Genomic DNA, 14,548 nt, shown 5'->3' with positions numbered 1-14,548 from the left:
TCCCCAACAAAATAGAGTTACACGGTACCTGTTAATGTCAGATCCCAAATTCATCCACCTGCGTGTTCATAGTGACTTCTCGATGGTGGATGGCCTCAACAAAGTTCCGCCAATCGTAAAGAAAGTTGCTGAGCTCGGTATGCCCGCAATGGCGTTGACCGACTTTACCAACCTATGTGGTTTGGTGAAGTTTTACGGTACGGCGCATGGCAGTGGTGTTAAACCGATCATCGGTGCTGACTTTAAAATGCAGTCGGACGAGTTTGGTGAAGAGCTGACTCAAGTGACTTTGCTTGCGGCGGATAATGTGGGTTATAAGAACCTGACGTTATTGATATCAAAAGCGTACTTACGTGGACATGTTCAACACCACCCTGTGATTGATAAAGCCTGGTTGGCTGAAATGTCTGAAGGCTTGATTGTATTATCCGGCGGTAAAAGCGGGGAAATTGGTCGCGGCCTTTTGAAAGGCAACCGTCAAATAGTGCAAGGGTGTGTTGATTTCTATAAACAGCATTTTCCAGATCGCTTTTATCTTGAGCTACTTCGTACCGGTCGTCCAGATGAAGAAACTTATCTTCACTTTGCGGTTGAATTGGCAGAGCAGCAAGACTTGCCAGTAGTGGCGACCAATGAAGTTGTATTCCTGAGTCCAGACCTATTTGATGCTCATGAAATACGCGTAGCGATTCACGATGGTTACACATTAGAAGATCCGCGTAGGCCAAAAAACTACAGTCCGCAGCAATATCTTCGTACAGAAGAAGAAATGTGCGAGCTGTTTGCTGATATTCCTGAAGCGTTAGAAAACAGTGTCGAGATAGCGAAGCGTTGTAACGTGACTGTGCGCTTAGGGGAGTACTTCCTACCAGCTTTCCCAACCGAAGGGATGAAAGAGACTGAGTTCCTAGTCATGAAATCCCGAGAGGGGTTGGAAGAGCGTTTAGAGTTCCTATTTCCAGATGAGGAAGAGAGAAAACGTCGCCGCCCTGAATATGATGAACGTCTTCAGATAGAGCTAGATGTTATCAACCAAATGGGATTTCCTGGTTACTTCTTGATCGTAATGGAGTTCATCCAGTGGTCAAAAGATAATGGAATTCCTGTCGGTCCTGGACGTGGTTCCGGTGCTGGTTCTTTGGTGGCTTACGCACTAAAAATCACCGATCTGGATCCACTAGAATACGACTTGCTGTTCGAACGTTTCTTGAACCCAGAACGTGTTTCGATGCCCGATTTCGACGTCGATTTCTGTATGGATAAACGTGACCAGGTTATTGACCACGTTGCGGAAATGTACGGTCGTGACGCGGTGTCTCAGATCATCACGTTTGGTACCATGGCGGCAAAAGCGGTAATCCGTGACGTTGGCCGCGTATTGGGCCACCCATTTGGTTTTGTTGATCGTATTTCAAAGCTGATCCCGCCCGATCCAGGTATGACGCTAGATAAAGCGTTTAAAGCTGAACCTGCACTACCTGAATTGTATGAGGCCGATGAGGAAGTTAAAGAACTCATCGACATGTGTCATATTTTGGAAGGCTGTACGCGAAACGCCGGTAAACACGCTGGTGGTGTTGTAATATCACCTACAACAATTACCGATTTTGCGCCAATTTATGCAGACGCTGAAGGTCACTTTCCGGTTACTCAATTTGATAAAAACGATGTTGAGACCGCTGGCCTAGTTAAGTTTGACTTCTTGGGTTTACGTACCTTAACCATTATTGACTGGGCGTTAGGACTGATTAACCCACGCCTAGAGCGAGAAGGGAAAGAACCGGTTCAAATTGAATCCATACCGTTAGAAGACCCTGCCTCTTTCCGTTTGTTGCAAAACTCTGAAACGACAGCAGTATTCCAGCTTGAATCTCGAGGCATGAAAGAGCTGATTAAACGACTTCAGCCAGACTGTTTCGAAGACATCATCGCATTGGTAGCACTCTTCCGTCCGGGTCCTTTGCAATCGGGCATGGTAGATAACTTTATCGACCGTAAACATGGTCGAGAAGCGATCTCTTATCCAGATGAAAAGTGGCAACACGAGTCGCTAAAAGAGACGCTTGATCCAACCTACGGCATCATCCTGTATCAAGAGCAGGTAATGCAGATTGCGCAGATCTTAGCAGGTTACACGCTAGGTGGTGCGGACATGCTTCGTCGTGCAATGGGTAAGAAAAAGCCAGAAGAGATGGCAAAACAACGTGCTATCTTTGAAGAAGGTGCGATAAAGAACGGTATCGATGGCGAGTTGGCGATGAAAATCTTCGACTTGGTAGAGAAGTTCGCCGGTTATGGTTTTAACAAATCGCACTCTGCTGCTTATGCATTGGTTTCTTATCAAACTCTTTGGCTGAAAACACATTATCCTGCCGAATTTATGGCTGCGGTAATGACAGCCGATATGGATAACACGGAAAAAGTCGTTGGCTTGGTCGATGAGTGTTTCCGTATGAAGCTTACCGTGCTGCCACCAGACATCAACTCTGGCCTATATCGCTTTAATGTTGATGAAAATGGCGCAATTGTTTACGGTATTGGTGCGATAAAAGGGGTTGGTGAGGGCCCTATCGATGCGATTCTTGAGGCGAGAAATAAAGGTGGTCACTTTAAAGACCTATTTGATTTCTGTGCTCGAGTTGATCTAAAACGCGTCAATAAACGAGTGATAGAGAAGCTGATTTACGCGGGCGCGTTGGATCGACTAGGCCCACACCGTGCGGCGATGATGGCGTCACTCAATGATGCGGTAAAAGCAGCAAGTCAACATCACCAAGCTGAGGCGTTTGGTCAAACGGATATGTTTGGTGTGCTAACGGATGCACCTGAAGAAGTAGAGCATAAGTATACGCAGGTTCCGCCTTGGCCAGAAAAAGTGTGGTTAGAGGGCGAGCGTGATACCCTAGGTCTATATTTGACAGGGCACCCAATTAACGCCTACGTAAAGGAACTAAACAAATACACCAGTTGTCGACTAAAAGACGCAACGCCCACTCGCCGCGACCAATCTGTCACGGTGGCAGGTCTGGTTATTGCAGCTCGTGTAATGACGACTAAGCGTGGTACACGAATTGGCATTATGACACTGGATGACCGAAGTGGTCGCATGGAAGTGATGTTGTTCTCAGATGCACTGGATCGATACGCTGAACTTCTCGAAAAAGACAGAATTTTGGTCGTTTCTGGACAGGTCAGCTTTGATGACTTCAACGGTGGCCTTAAAATGTCGGCGCGTGAAGTTATGGATCTCGGCAGTGCGCGCGAGAAATACGCTCGTGGTTTGTCGGTATCGATAGATGCAACTCAGATCAACGATCAGTTTTTTGAGCAGTTCAGCCGTATTTTAGAACCGCACAAAGCCGGAACCGTACCCGTCAATGTATACTACCAGCGTGCCGACGCCAGAGCGCGGTTAACATTGGGCACCGAGTGGCGAGTAACGCCAAGTGATACATTACTCGACGATTTAAAACAGTTACTTGGCAAAAGCCAGGTAGAACTCGAATTTAACTAAAAATTCAGCGCAATATGTTAGACGCTGAGTAAACAAGGATTCATAGATGAGCCTAAACTTTCTTGAATTTGAAAAGCCAATTGCAGAACTAGAAGCGAAAATTGAAGCACTACGTGATGTCTCTCGTCACGGTGGTGATTCTGCGATTGACCTGGATAAAGAAATCGAACAGCTTGAGAAGAAAAGCTTAGAGCTGAAGAAAAAAACCTTCAGTGACCTAGGTGCATGGGAAACAGCTCAACTGGCTCGTCACCCACTACGTCCTTACACGCTGGATTACATCCAACACGCTTTTGAGGAGTTTGATGAATTAGCGGGTGACCGCGCGTTTGCAGACGACAAAGCGATTGTGGGTGGCATGGCTCGCCTTGAAGGCCGCCCTGTGATGATCATTGGTCACCAAAAAGGTCGTGAGACCAAAGAAAAGGTGAAACGTAACTTTGGTATGCCGAAACCAGAAGGCTACCGTAAGGCTCTACGCTTGATGGAAATGGCAGAGCGTTTCAACATGCCGATCATCACATTTATTGACACGGCTGGCGCGTATCCAGGTGTGGGCGCAGAAGAGCGTGGTCAATCTGAAGCTATCGCGAAAAACCTAAAAGTGATGTCTGGTCTTAAAGTGCCAGTAATCTGTAACGTTGTTGGTGAAGGCGGTTCTGGTGGTGCACTAGCAATCGGTGTAGGCGACTACGTGAACATGCTTCAGTACTCTACGTACTCAGTAATTTCTCCTGAGGGTTGTGCTTCAATCTTATGGCGTGATTCAGACAAAGCGCCACAAGCGGCAGAGGCAATGGGTCTAACTGCTCCGCGTCTTAAAGAGCTTGAACTGATCGACGAAATCATTGAAGAGCCACTAGGCGGCGCTCATCGCGATCATGTTCAAATGGCAGCGAATATGAAAGCGACACTACTTCGTCAGCTAGAAGATCTAGAACAATTGGATGAAGAGACGCTACGTGAGCGTCGTTACCAGCGTCTAATGAGCTACGGTTACTGTTAATTTCGGTGATTGCTATTAAGCGTTAGCTGATATCTCAAGTGATAACAGTTAAAATAGAAAGGGTTGGATGAGAGTCCAGCCCTTTTTTTGTACCTATCGGATCGCTTATGGAATCGCTTTACCCGCATTTTGCTCAAGTTCTCGGCCGCTACTATCAATTAGGCACTAAGGTTGTCTTGGCGTTTAGCGGAGGAGTGGATTCACGTCTTTTACTCGAATTACTCAGTCGCTACCAACAAGCGCATTCGATAGAGTGTCACGCTGTGTATGTGCACCATGGTTTAAGCTCGAATGCCGATAATTGGGCCGATAAATGCTTACTTTGGGCACAACAAGTGGGGATATCGTGCTCGATCGAGCGAGTGAGCTTAGACATCAGCAATGGTGAAAGTATTGAACTTCTTGCTCGTAAAGCTCGCTACCAAGCCTTAACTAAGTACATTCAAGAAGGTGATATACTGTTGACTGGTCAACATGCCGACGATCAAATAGAGACTTTTCTCCTTGCGCTTAAGCGCGGCAGCGGGCCTAAAGGGTTATCTTCGATGGCGGAGAGTATGCCGTTTTCTTGCGGATCTCTAGTTCGACCATTGCTTACTATCAAGCGGAAGACCATCGAAGAAGCCGCTACTAAATTAGGCTTGGAGTGGGTGGAAGACGAAAGCAATCAAGATACCCGTTATGATCGTAACTTTCTTCGTCATTGTGTTATTCCTGAATTGTCTGGTCGCTGGCCGAGTATCCATCAAGCGGTTCAGCGCAGTGCAAGTTTATGTGCTCAACAAGAAGCGCTATTGGATGAACTATTGAGCGCGGTGTTTGAACGCGCTTTACAAACGGATCTAAGTTTGAGTATTGAAGAACTGGCTAAGCACAGTGGATTAGCGCGTGCGCGCTTGATTCGTATGTGGCTGGCTAAGCTTAATACTAGTATGCCGACTCAGGTACAACTCAATCTTATCTGGAATGAAGTGGCATTAGCTCAGCAAGATGCCAACCCCAAACTACAACTTAAACAAGGTGAAGTGCGCCGTTTTCGAAATCGTCTCTATTGGGTAACGGAAACGGCTGATGTCACTAAGTGGCAAAGTACGATTCAAGTTGATGCGACTTTGTCGCTGCCTGAGGGACTCGGGGAGCTGACCTTAACGACGAGTTCTAGTAACGCAACGATTGCGCTACCGAGTCAGCCAGAATTGCTTCGCGTGACCTTCAATCCGGAAGGCTTATCAGCGCATCCAACCACGCGTAATCACAGTCGAAAACTGAAGAAGTTATTCCAAGAATACAATGTGCCAAGCTGGCTGCGTCGTCAAATTCCGATTTTAATGTACCAAGACCGAGTCGTTGCTGTGGCAGATCTGTTCGTTGATCAGGCGTTTAATGGTCAAGATTGTGAACTTATTTGGCGCAGGTAATGAAAATTCATGCCACAATGTCGATTATAAAATATAAAAATCCTTAAATAATAATTGATTAGGTGAAGCAATGAAGAAAACAATCATGGGTGCAATGGTGGCGTTAACCATGTTTAGTGGGCAAGCTCTAGCTGCGGGAGATGCTACAGCAGGTCAAGCAAAGTCGGGAGTATGCGCGGCGTGTCATGGCGCTGATGGTATTGCTGTCATTCCGGGTTACCCAAATCTGAAAGGGCAAAATGAGCAATATATTATCAGTTCAATTAAAGCTTATAAAAATAAAGAGCGAACAGGTGGGCTTGCTGCTGTGATGCAAGCTCAAGCTTCATTGTTGTCTGATGAAGATATCGCTAACCTAGCGGCTTACTACGCAAGTTTGAAGTAAACGCGAGTCTGAAAAAGCTTGGACGATTGGGCATTGAGCAGTCCTCACTGGGGTTTTATCAACTCACGATATTCGCTATGTTAATTTGCTCAATCTGGATTTTCGCTAGTGGATCAGAGACAAACATTGAATGTTGCGAAACGCTAAACGATAATAAGCGCAATCGATTGAAGCTTAAGGGATGAACATGAAAAAAATTGAAGCGATTATCAAGCCATTTAAACTGGATGATGTTCGAGAAGCGCTAGCTGAAGTTGGCATTACAGGGATGACCGTCTCTGAAGTGAAAGGCTTTGGTCGCCAAAAAGGTCACACCGAGCTTTACCGTGGTGCAGAGTACATGGTGGACTTTCTACCTAAAGTGAAGCTCGAAATCGTTGTAACGGAAGATGTGGCTGATAAATGCGTAGAGACAATCATTGAAACCGCGCAAACTGGTAAGATTGGTGATGGTAAAATATTTGTCACTGATATTGAGCGTGTGGTTCGTATTCGTACTGGTGAAGAAGACGAAGACGCGATCTAAGGTTTCTTGTCACCTGTTTCGTATTTATTATGCTAAAAGGGAGCCAAGTGGCTCCTTTTTTGTTGTTTGCTTATTAGTGAAATCATTTAACCCGAGATTGGTTGTTCTAGATTTGGGGTGCCTACATTCAGGTTTGTCGTATGTTTAAGCGTTTTTTTCTGGCGTTAGCTTTTCTTATTATGGCGGTATTGGTCGGCTTCCAGGTTATTTTCACCGTACCAGATCAGCCGCAAATCATTACTCAAACAGGCTCAGAGTTGACGCAGGATATTAGGTGTATCGAATTTAGCGGCTCAAAAGCTCTGGATCAGGGCGGTGAAATCAATGTACTTGTCTGGAATATCTACAAACAGAACCGAACGAATTGGCAAAGTGCACTCAATGAATTCTCTGCTGATAAGCAGCTGCTGTTATTGCAAGAAGCCAGCATGACACCATCATTTAAACAGTGGTTGGTGGATGGTCGCTGGGTTAGTAATCAAGTGAGTGCTTTTAAGGCGCTGGGTAGCGGTGCCGGTGTAATTAGTATTGCTCAAGGGCAACCAGAAAAAGCCTGCGCTTACACCTCTAAAGAGCCGTGGCTTCGCTTACCTAAGTCTGCATTATATAGCCAGTATCACTTGAGTAATGGCGAGAAACTCGCAGTGGTGAATGTACATGCGATTAACTTCACCGTAGGTACAAAAGAGTATATATCTCAGTTAACGGCGCTTGAAATGCTTTTAAAGCATCATGTGGGGCCAATTCTATTTGCTGGAGACTTCAATAGCTGGAGTAAATCTCGCGTTAATGCGATGAGGCAGGCCTTAAAGGCTGCGGACTTACAAGAGGTGATGTTCTTGCCGGATCATCGAGTCCAATTTATAACAGGGTTACCACTGGACCATGTGTTTTACCGAGGTCTGACGCTTAAGTACGCAAAAGCGCCGCAGAGCGACGCTTCCGATCATAACCCATTGTTATTGTCATTTACGTTAAATGACTAGCTTAGGTTACCACAATATAAAGTGCCCAAATAACGTAGAAGAATACCCATGGCAGGCTTGCAATCACCAAAGCTTGGCCACGTTCAAACTCCGTCCACGTCAGTACAACGCCGTAGCCGAGCACAATGTACCAAGGCAGAAGCAAAGGTAACGAGCTAGCGAAATGAGACCATTCGTTAGTAAGAGGCAGCTTTAATAGACCATTGAGGCTATTTAAATCGGCAGCGTAAGTCATTACCTGACCATGCTTGAGTAGCAAGCTCGCGTAACTTGCTACATCGCCCAATACTGCTGGGAATAAGATAGCACACGATGCGGCAAACCATTTCCAGTAACCGTATTGTTGTTTGCTTGCCTTTGTTGCAAGAAAGAACCAAAGCGCGAGCAATAGTAAGGTGGCAAAGCGGTTGAATACATCATTGATGATCGCGCTTGCCATTAGCGTGTTTGGTTCTAATAGCTCAATCTGCTTCGGGTCGATTTGCTGAAATTGCGCAGCAAGTTGGTCACTGAGCCACGTGAAATCGACATTCGAAAAGTAAGCACCCCAGAATAAAAACGGACTAAGCATCAGGAAGATGAACGGTTGCCATCCCCATCCACCGCGTTGATAAAGCGCGAGAAAACAAGATGTTGGAGAACGAAAAATGTCCAACAGCATCACAAGTGGATTGCTTGATGGGTTCATACACTTACCTTCGTTACGTCAACGTACAACTTAAGCTTTTGACCTGGTTGTAAGTATTTTTTCTTGTGTAGCGAGTTCCATTTCACGATGTCGTTCGTTTTTACTTTGAACTTGCTTGCAATGCCGCTAATGGTGTCGCCAGAGCGAACGTTGTAGAAAACGGTACGGATCACAGAACCTTTGTCTGAGTCCTTCCATATCACTAGCTTTTGACCCACACGCAATGGATCTTTAGGGCTCATACCATTCCATTTAGCTAACGATTTATACGACACTTTATTGTTACGTGCGATTGACCACAAACTTTCTCCAGACTGAACGACATGGGTGAGCTTGAGTTGACCACGAGCACGAGATTGAGTCTTGTTTAATCGGTTTTGTGCCGTTAATGCGTATTTTGCATCGTCTTTTGTTGATGTCGGAATCAACAGGTATTGACCAATACGAATATTGTTATTCGATAGGCCGTTGGCACGTCGAATGACTTTCGTGGTTGTGCCGTATTTATTAGCTAGCACGCTTAAAGAGTCGCCAGATTTCACCTTGTAGCGAGCGACCTTCATCCCTTTACCGCGATTTTTCTCCACCTTGGTGAGAAAAGTCTCTTTTTTCTCTACGGGAATCAAAAGTTGGTGCGGCCCCTCAGGCGCTGTCGACCACTGGTTGTATGCTGGGTTGTAACTCTGCAACTCTTTTACGCTAATGCCGGCATAATCTGCGGCAATAGCCAGATCTAACTGCTCTTCTGGATCAACAAGCGTTAGAACAGGCTTGTTTGGAATTGCAGGAATATTAAGTCCGTACTTGTCTTGGTTTGCGATAACGTCAGCCAAGGCCAATAGCTTAGGAACGTAACTACTGGTCTCTTTTGGTAAGTCTAATGAGAAGAAATCGATAGGTTTACCGAGCTTTTTATTCTTACGAATTGCGCTAGAAACACGGCCACCACCGCTGTTATAAGCGGCGATTGCATGTTCCCAGTTACCATCAAAACGCTCGTTTAGTTGTACTAGGTAGTCCAGCGCTGCATCCGTTGCTGCTGCCACATCTCTGCGACCGTCATACCAGTAGTTTTGCTCTAGTCCCATCATTTTTCCGGTGCCAGGGACAAATTGCCACAACCCAGCCGCGCTACCATGTGAGTAGGCAAAGGCATCGAATGAACTTTCCACTACAGGAAGTAAAGCAAGCTCCATTGGAAGTCCGCGCTCTTCGATACGTTTTGTGATCATGTATAGAAAAGGAGTCGCACGCTTAGATACCGTGTAAAGGTGATTTGGGTGCTTTAAATACCACGTACGGTAGTAGTCCACTTTCTTGTGGTTTGGGATATCCATGTCCAGCTGCATGGCGATACGTTGCCACACATCTTCTTGTTCTTGGGGGGAGAGAACTTTAGGCGCGTCGTTAGCGGATTTTTTTGCTAGTGACGATTTATTGCCCGGTTGAGCTTTTACTGCATTTTGCTTTGCAGTCTGCTCAGATTTATTGGTTTCTGGTGTAGAAGACGTTGAATCTGACTGAGTCAATTGACAGCCAGATAATAACAACGCCAACGCCCAAGTATACTTCAAACGCATGGATTCAGCCTATTTAGGGCCTGTTTATCTTCACCTGCCTGTCGCGCAACGTAATGTGCGTGGCAGTCGCAAGATAATAGACATCTTTTAAACACTAACTAATTTATAGAGGCAAAGAGCTTCTAATTATGCAATGGGGAGAAATTCAAATAGATTTATATCAACCCCAAACGTAAGAGAAGCGCCAGTGGCGCTTCTCGAAAAATCAGTCCCTGATAATACTGGGGTCTTGCAAACTTACAAGCAGAAAATGGTTAAAATTCGTTCTTCCACTCGCGTAAAGCAGTAAAAACCGAGCATGGATCGCTATTTTTAATGCGACTAGCAACAGATTGAACCACGTCAGGGTTAGAGGTTCGCAAGAACGGATTAATCCACTTTTCTTTGCGTATTGTTGTTGGAAGTGTCGGAATGTTGAGTGCTCGCAGTCGGTTTACATCGTCGCGATATTGGCGAAGTTGCTCATTGTCAGGTTCAACCGCTAGAGCAAACGCCACGTTACTCGCCGTGTATTCATGTGCGCAGAAGACTTGAGTTTCTTCTGGTAGAGACGTTAGTTTGCTCAGTGATTCAAACATTTGCTCAGGCGTACCTTCAAAAATACGACCGCAGCCAGCAGAAAAGAGCACATCACCGCAAAACAGTTTTCCGTCCCCAACGTAACCGATATGGCCCAAAGTATGGCCGGGTAACCCAAGTACTAAGAAAATCTCACCAAACAACTCCAGCTTGTCGCCTTCTTCCATTGGTGTCGTTAGGGTTGGAATTGGCTCTGATTTTGGGCCCACAACGGCGACGTCAGGAAATGCACGCACTAAGTCTGGAACGCCACCAATGTGATCGTTGTGGTGGTGCGTAATTAAAATCGCTTCTAAAGTTAATTCGTTAGCCTGCAGAAATTCTAATACTGGCTTCGCATCGCCCGGATCAACGACTGCGCAGCGCTTATCGCTATTTTGTATCAGCCAGATGTAATTATCATTAAATGCGGGTATGCTTTTGATCTCTAACACGATTCGTTCTCCGTCACCCATTTTAGTCAGGTGGTTAATGAAACCAGCACTCAGCAACAAAACTATACCACACCCGTCGACTTGGTCAGCAATGAACAACGGTCCGTGGGTGCTTGAGTCAATCCAGACCCGACTTGATGAATGGTGTCCGAAACTCTTCGGCTACCATATGCTCAAACTGGGCGGGTTGAGCTGTGAGCTAACCAGCTGTAATTGTAACATTCAACACCAAGTCAACGTAGATATCCAGAACCCGTTGCATAATGTGATTGCAGATGGTTACGAATTACCCTTTTTGGAAAAAAGCTTTGATGTTGTGATACTCGCTCATCAGCTCGACTATGCAAGCGATCCACACCGTTTGTTGCGTGAAGTCGATAGAGTGATGATGGATGATGGCTATGTAATTATTACTGGATTCAACCCATTAAGCTTGACTGGATTAGCGAGTTTACTTCCATGGCGTAAACATAATTTGCCTTGGAGTGGACGAATGTTTACGTCGAACCGCATCAAAGATTGGTTAGGGTTACTTAATTATCAAGTGATTCATTGTGATCGTTATGCGCTGTTTCCGATGAAACGTTACCGTACGATGTGGACATGGTTGGAAAATAGTCTTGGTGATTGGGCATCACCCGCTGGGAGTTTGTATTACATAGTCGCGCGGAAACGGACATACCCTCTCAAGCCTATCAAACCGCATTGGCGCTTGAAGAAAAAGCTCACACCACTTGGGGTGATGAATCGAGAGGGTAACACTATGAGGAAAGAATCTCGCTAAGAGGGTTGGTAACCTGTATCTTCCTCAGTTGGGTTTTCTGCAGCAGTCCGGGCTAGCTCATCACACATTTCGTTCTCACGATGGCCTGCGTGGCCTTTTACCCAATGCCATTCAACTTGATGGCGTGCGGTTTCTTTGTCTAGAGCTTGCCATAAATCGGCATTCTTCACGGGTTTTTTATCCGCTGTTTTCCAACCACGCTTCTTCCAGTTATGGATCCACTGAGTAATACCTTGGCGCACATATTGGCTGTCAGTCGTTAAAGTGACTTTACAAGGTTGTTTTAACGTCTGTAGCGCGACGACAGCCGCCAACATTTCCATGCGGTTGTTGGTAGTTAACGTATAGCCTTTGGAAAGTGTCTTTTCTACGTCTTTGTAACGCAATACTATGCCGTAACCACCTGGTCCTGGGTTACCTAAACAAGAACCGTCAGTGAAAATCTCAACGTGTTTGGTCATATTTTTTGGTACTATTAGCCGAAACATTTAATAAAGCATAGTCTGACATACATAACCTTATGAATACCAGCAGCAATTCTGAATATAACCGCATTGTCGTTCTCGATACCGAAACCACAGGTATGAACCGCGAGGGTGGTCCTCACTACATGGGACACCGCATTATTGAAATCGGTGCCGTGGAGATCATCAACCGTAAGCTGACTGGTCGTCACTTCCACGTTTATTTAAAACCCGATCGTGAAATCCAACCAGAAGCGGTTGAAGTTCACGGTATTACGGATGAATTCTTGGTTGATAAACCGGAATACGCGAGCGTGCACCAAGAGTTTCTTGAGTTTATTAAAGGCGCAGAACTTGTTGCCCACAACGCGCCCTTCGATACCGGCTTTATGGATTACGAGTTTGGCATGCTCGATCCTAACATCGGCAAAACTGACGACTACTGCAAGGTGACCGACACCCTTGCAATGGCGAAGAAAATCTTCCCTGGTAAGCGAAACAACCTTGATATCTTATGTGAACGTTACGGTATTGATAACTCGCACCGTACACTCCACGGAGCTTTGCTCGATGCGGAGATTCTAGCCGACGTTTACCTCTTTATGACGGGTGGTCAAACGAGTCTAGAATTTAACGCGAATAAACAAGAGGGTGGAGTAGAAACCATTCGTCGTATTGAAGGAAGAAAAGCGCTAAAGGTTTTGCGCGCAAGTGCCGATGAACTAGAAGCTCACCAAAAAAGATTAGAGTTGGTGAACGACTGTATTTGGCATCAATAGGAGAAGCTATGTTGAGGGCTTTGTTGGTCGCGTTTTTAGCGATATGGAGTAGTCTCTCGAGTGCTGCGAGTGAATCTACAATGTCTTTGTTAGACAATCGCTTTCGAGTTGATCCAACCATCGAGCAGATCACGTTTTTGGTTTATCGTGAGCAAAGTTCTCAGCCAGTTGTTTTAGTCCGTCCTGACGGTAAAAAATACTATGCTTGGGGCTCTTACGACAATGTACGTTGGTATCAAGAAGCCTCACTCGATATTATTTCCGTTGATAACCCTATGCCAGGTCCATGGCAGGCTGTGGGGAAAGTTACGCCTAAAAATAACATCCGCTTAATTTCTCACCTAAAGCTCAGTACGGATCTGTTCCCAAACCGATTATATAATGGGGAAGCGCTTAAGTTTACAGCTCGCCTGACCTCCGACGGCGAACCTCTTGTACTGCGCGACTTCCTTGATCGCGTGAATCTGCGCGTGACATTTACCAAGTTTGTCGAAAATGAAGATGAGCTGATCAAAGAAGCACGTCCAGTGCCGATGGTTGTGGGTGAGTTTTCTGATGACGGCCGCGGCTTGGATGAAAAAGCAGGGGATGGTGTGTTTACGGTTCAGCTCCCAATAGACGTTGAGCCTGGTAAGTACCGCGCGCGCATCACGTCTGGCAATGGCGTATTCTTACGAGCGCAAGAACAAGTCATCTTGGTTTATCCGAACCCAATCTCTCGTACTTTTATTCAGGCTCGTAATCCCGATAAGCCACACCAATTAGTGGTGAGTGGCGAGCAAGGTATGATTGCACCAGGCTCTATAGCAGTCACAGTGAAAAAGGACGCTCCCGATGGTTTCATTAGTTACAGCCAAGGACAGGTCTCTAAAGATGGAATGAGAGTTACGTTGAACCTCAATAACGATGCTGAGCTTGGTAAGTACGCATGGCGCGGCGAGATCTTTGCCACTGATTTTGCAACTCAGCGTCCGTTGGTGTTTCCTATTCCAGAGCAAACTTTCAGTGTTGTTGATGAAGTTGATCTAGAAGCTGCTCGAATTGCAAAAGAAGCTGAATTAGCCGAGCAGCGCCGTATTGAAATGGAAAAGCAAATTATCGCTGAGCGGGAGGCTGAGCGTAAGCGCAGCATGATTATTATCGCGGTAGGTAACTTGATAATGCTGCTGATTGTGATCATTGCATGGATAGTCTGGCGCAAAATTAAAGCGAGGCGCGATGCCATGCCAGAGATGCAATTAGAAGTACCAAAGAAATAGTAGTAACACATAAAGCGAGAAACGGAGCCAATCGGCTCCGTTTTTTTATCAAGTTACCAAGTTGGAAGAAGAAAAATGGATAAATTATGAATATTTAAGTTTACTGTACTCAAATATATGTTTGGGATTTTATATAAATAATATAT

Annotated in this window: 13 protein-coding genes; 9 read left to right on the top strand and 4 right to left on the bottom strand. The window is 45.6% G+C overall.

The genetic code is table 11. The features are described 5' to 3' along the window. The first annotated feature begins 34 nt into the window (after positions 1–34). The 6 genes from dnaE (at position 35) to MTF70_RS01860 (ending at position 7,835) form a co-directional block, all read left to right on the top strand. Entirely contained in the window at positions 35–3,514 is a 3,480-nt protein-coding gene (gene dnaE / locus MTF70_RS01885) for a DNA polymerase III subunit alpha (RefSeq protein ID WP_006741668.1), read from the top strand. A 46-nt stretch (positions 3,515–3,560) separates the two neighbouring features. Then, a complete protein-coding gene (gene accA, locus MTF70_RS01880) occupies positions 3,561–4,520 on the top strand; it encodes an acetyl-CoA carboxylase carboxyl transferase subunit alpha (RefSeq protein WP_005380365.1) in 960 nt (319 codons plus the stop codon). 107 nt (positions 4,521–4,627) lie between these two features. After that, positions 4,628–5,938, top strand: coding sequence for a tRNA lysidine(34) synthetase TilS (tilS, locus tag MTF70_RS01875; protein WP_042521419.1), 1,311 nt, complete (start codon positions 4,628–4,630; stop codon positions 5,936–5,938). A gap of 70 nt (positions 5,939–6,008) precedes the next feature. Continuing rightward, positions 6,009–6,323, top strand: coding sequence for a cytochrome c (locus tag MTF70_RS01870; protein ID WP_005391816.1), 315 nt, complete (start codon positions 6,009–6,011; stop codon positions 6,321–6,323). 187 nt (positions 6,324–6,510) lie between these two features. After that, positions 6,511–6,849, top strand: coding sequence for a nitrogen regulatory protein P-II (glnB, locus tag MTF70_RS01865; protein WP_005380372.1), 339 nt, complete (start codon positions 6,511–6,513; stop codon positions 6,847–6,849). Between the two features lie 140 nt (positions 6,850–6,989). Next, positions 6,990–7,835, top strand: coding sequence for an endonuclease/exonuclease/phosphatase family protein (locus MTF70_RS01860; protein ID WP_042521421.1), 846 nt, complete (start codon positions 6,990–6,992; stop codon positions 7,833–7,835). 1 nt (position 7,836) lies between these two features. On the opposite strand, the gene MTF70_RS01855 is transcribed toward MTF70_RS01860, so the two are convergent. From MTF70_RS01855 to gloB, 3 genes are all read right to left on the bottom strand, one after another. Continuing rightward, complete coding sequence (locus MTF70_RS01855; protein ID WP_005380375.1) at positions 7,837–8,523, bottom strand: YIP1 family protein; 687 nt, start codon at positions 8,521–8,523, stop codon at positions 7,837–7,839. After that, on the bottom strand, positions 8,520–10,103 hold the full coding sequence (locus tag MTF70_RS01850; RefSeq protein ID WP_005391819.1) for a LysM peptidoglycan-binding domain-containing protein: 1,584 nt from the start codon (positions 10,101–10,103) through the stop codon (positions 8,520–8,522). Before MTF70_RS01850 ends, MTF70_RS01855 begins: the two co-directional genes overlap by 4 nt. A gap of 254 nt (positions 10,104–10,357) precedes the next feature. After that, on the bottom strand, positions 10,358–11,116 hold the full coding sequence (gloB, locus tag MTF70_RS01845; RefSeq protein WP_017636045.1) for a hydroxyacylglutathione hydrolase: 759 nt from the start codon (positions 11,114–11,116) through the stop codon (positions 10,358–10,360). Between the two features lie 37 nt (positions 11,117–11,153). Here gloB and MTF70_RS01840 point away from each other — a divergent pair, with 37 nt between their 5' ends. After that, a complete protein-coding gene (locus MTF70_RS01840; protein ID WP_017636046.1) occupies positions 11,154–11,900 on the top strand; it encodes a class I SAM-dependent methyltransferase in 747 nt (248 codons plus the stop codon). On the opposite strand, the gene rnhA is transcribed toward MTF70_RS01840, so the two are convergent. Further along, positions 11,897–12,361 carry a ribonuclease HI gene (gene rnhA / locus MTF70_RS01835; protein WP_005380384.1) on the bottom strand — a complete coding sequence of 155 codons (465 nt, stop codon included), beginning with the start codon at positions 12,359–12,361 and terminating at the stop codon, positions 11,897–11,899. The two genes, MTF70_RS01840 and rnhA, sit on opposite strands and share 4 nt — an antisense overlap. A 59-nt stretch (positions 12,362–12,420) precedes the next feature. Between rnhA and dnaQ the strand changes: the two genes are divergently transcribed. After that, positions 12,421–13,143: a DNA polymerase III subunit epsilon gene (gene dnaQ / locus MTF70_RS01830; RefSeq protein ID WP_005380385.1), complete on the top strand. Its 723-nt coding sequence runs from the start codon at positions 12,421–12,423 to the stop codon at positions 13,141–13,143. Between the two features lie 8 nt (positions 13,144–13,151). Further along, a complete protein-coding gene (locus MTF70_RS01825) occupies positions 13,152–14,402 on the top strand; it encodes a TIGR03503 family protein (protein ID WP_205461150.1) in 1,251 nt (416 codons plus the stop codon). Positions 14,403–14,548 lie beyond the last annotated feature (146 nt).

The sequence above is a fragment of the Vibrio sp. 2CM40D genome (assembly GCF_023161825.1).
GTDB classification, from domain to species: domain Bacteria; phylum Pseudomonadota; class Gammaproteobacteria; order Enterobacterales; family Vibrionaceae; genus Vibrio; species Vibrio alginolyticus.
Note: the sequence above shows the minus strand (reverse complement) of the source record. Positions and strands in the feature narration are given on the sequence as shown.

Excerpts from the sequence above, each read along its gene's own strand:
- MTF70_RS01870 (WP_005391816.1), top strand. The coding sequence starts at position 6,009 with ATGAAGAAAACAATCATGGGTGCAATGGTGGCGTTAACCATGTTTAGT.
- rnhA (WP_005380384.1), bottom strand. The coding sequence starts at position 12,361 with ATGACCAAACACGTTGAGATTTTCACTGACGGTTCTTGTTTAGGTAAC.
- MTF70_RS01850 (WP_005391819.1), bottom strand. The coding sequence starts at position 10,103 with ATGCGTTTGAAGTATACTTGGGCGTTGGCGTTGTTATTATCTGGCTGT.
- MTF70_RS01855 (WP_005380375.1), bottom strand. The coding sequence starts at position 8,523 with ATGAACCCATCAAGCAATCCACTTGTGATGCTGTTGGACATTTTTCGT.
- glnB (WP_005380372.1), top strand. The coding sequence starts at position 6,511 with ATGAAAAAAATTGAAGCGATTATCAAGCCATTTAAACTGGATGATGTT.
- dnaE (WP_006741668.1), top strand. The coding sequence starts at position 35 with ATGTCAGATCCCAAATTCATCCACCTGCGTGTTCATAGTGACTTCTCG.
- MTF70_RS01860 (WP_042521421.1), top strand. The coding sequence starts at position 6,990 with ATGTTTAAGCGTTTTTTTCTGGCGTTAGCTTTTCTTATTATGGCGGTA.
- tilS (WP_042521419.1), top strand. The coding sequence starts at position 4,628 with ATGGAATCGCTTTACCCGCATTTTGCTCAAGTTCTCGGCCGCTACTAT.
- dnaQ (WP_005380385.1), top strand. The coding sequence starts at position 12,421 with ATGAATACCAGCAGCAATTCTGAATATAACCGCATTGTCGTTCTCGAT.
- MTF70_RS01840 (WP_017636046.1), top strand. The coding sequence starts at position 11,154 with ATGAAACCAGCACTCAGCAACAAAACTATACCACACCCGTCGACTTGG.
- accA (WP_005380365.1), top strand. The coding sequence starts at position 3,561 with ATGAGCCTAAACTTTCTTGAATTTGAAAAGCCAATTGCAGAACTAGAA.
- MTF70_RS01825 (WP_205461150.1), top strand. The coding sequence starts at position 13,152 with ATGTTGAGGGCTTTGTTGGTCGCGTTTTTAGCGATATGGAGTAGTCTC.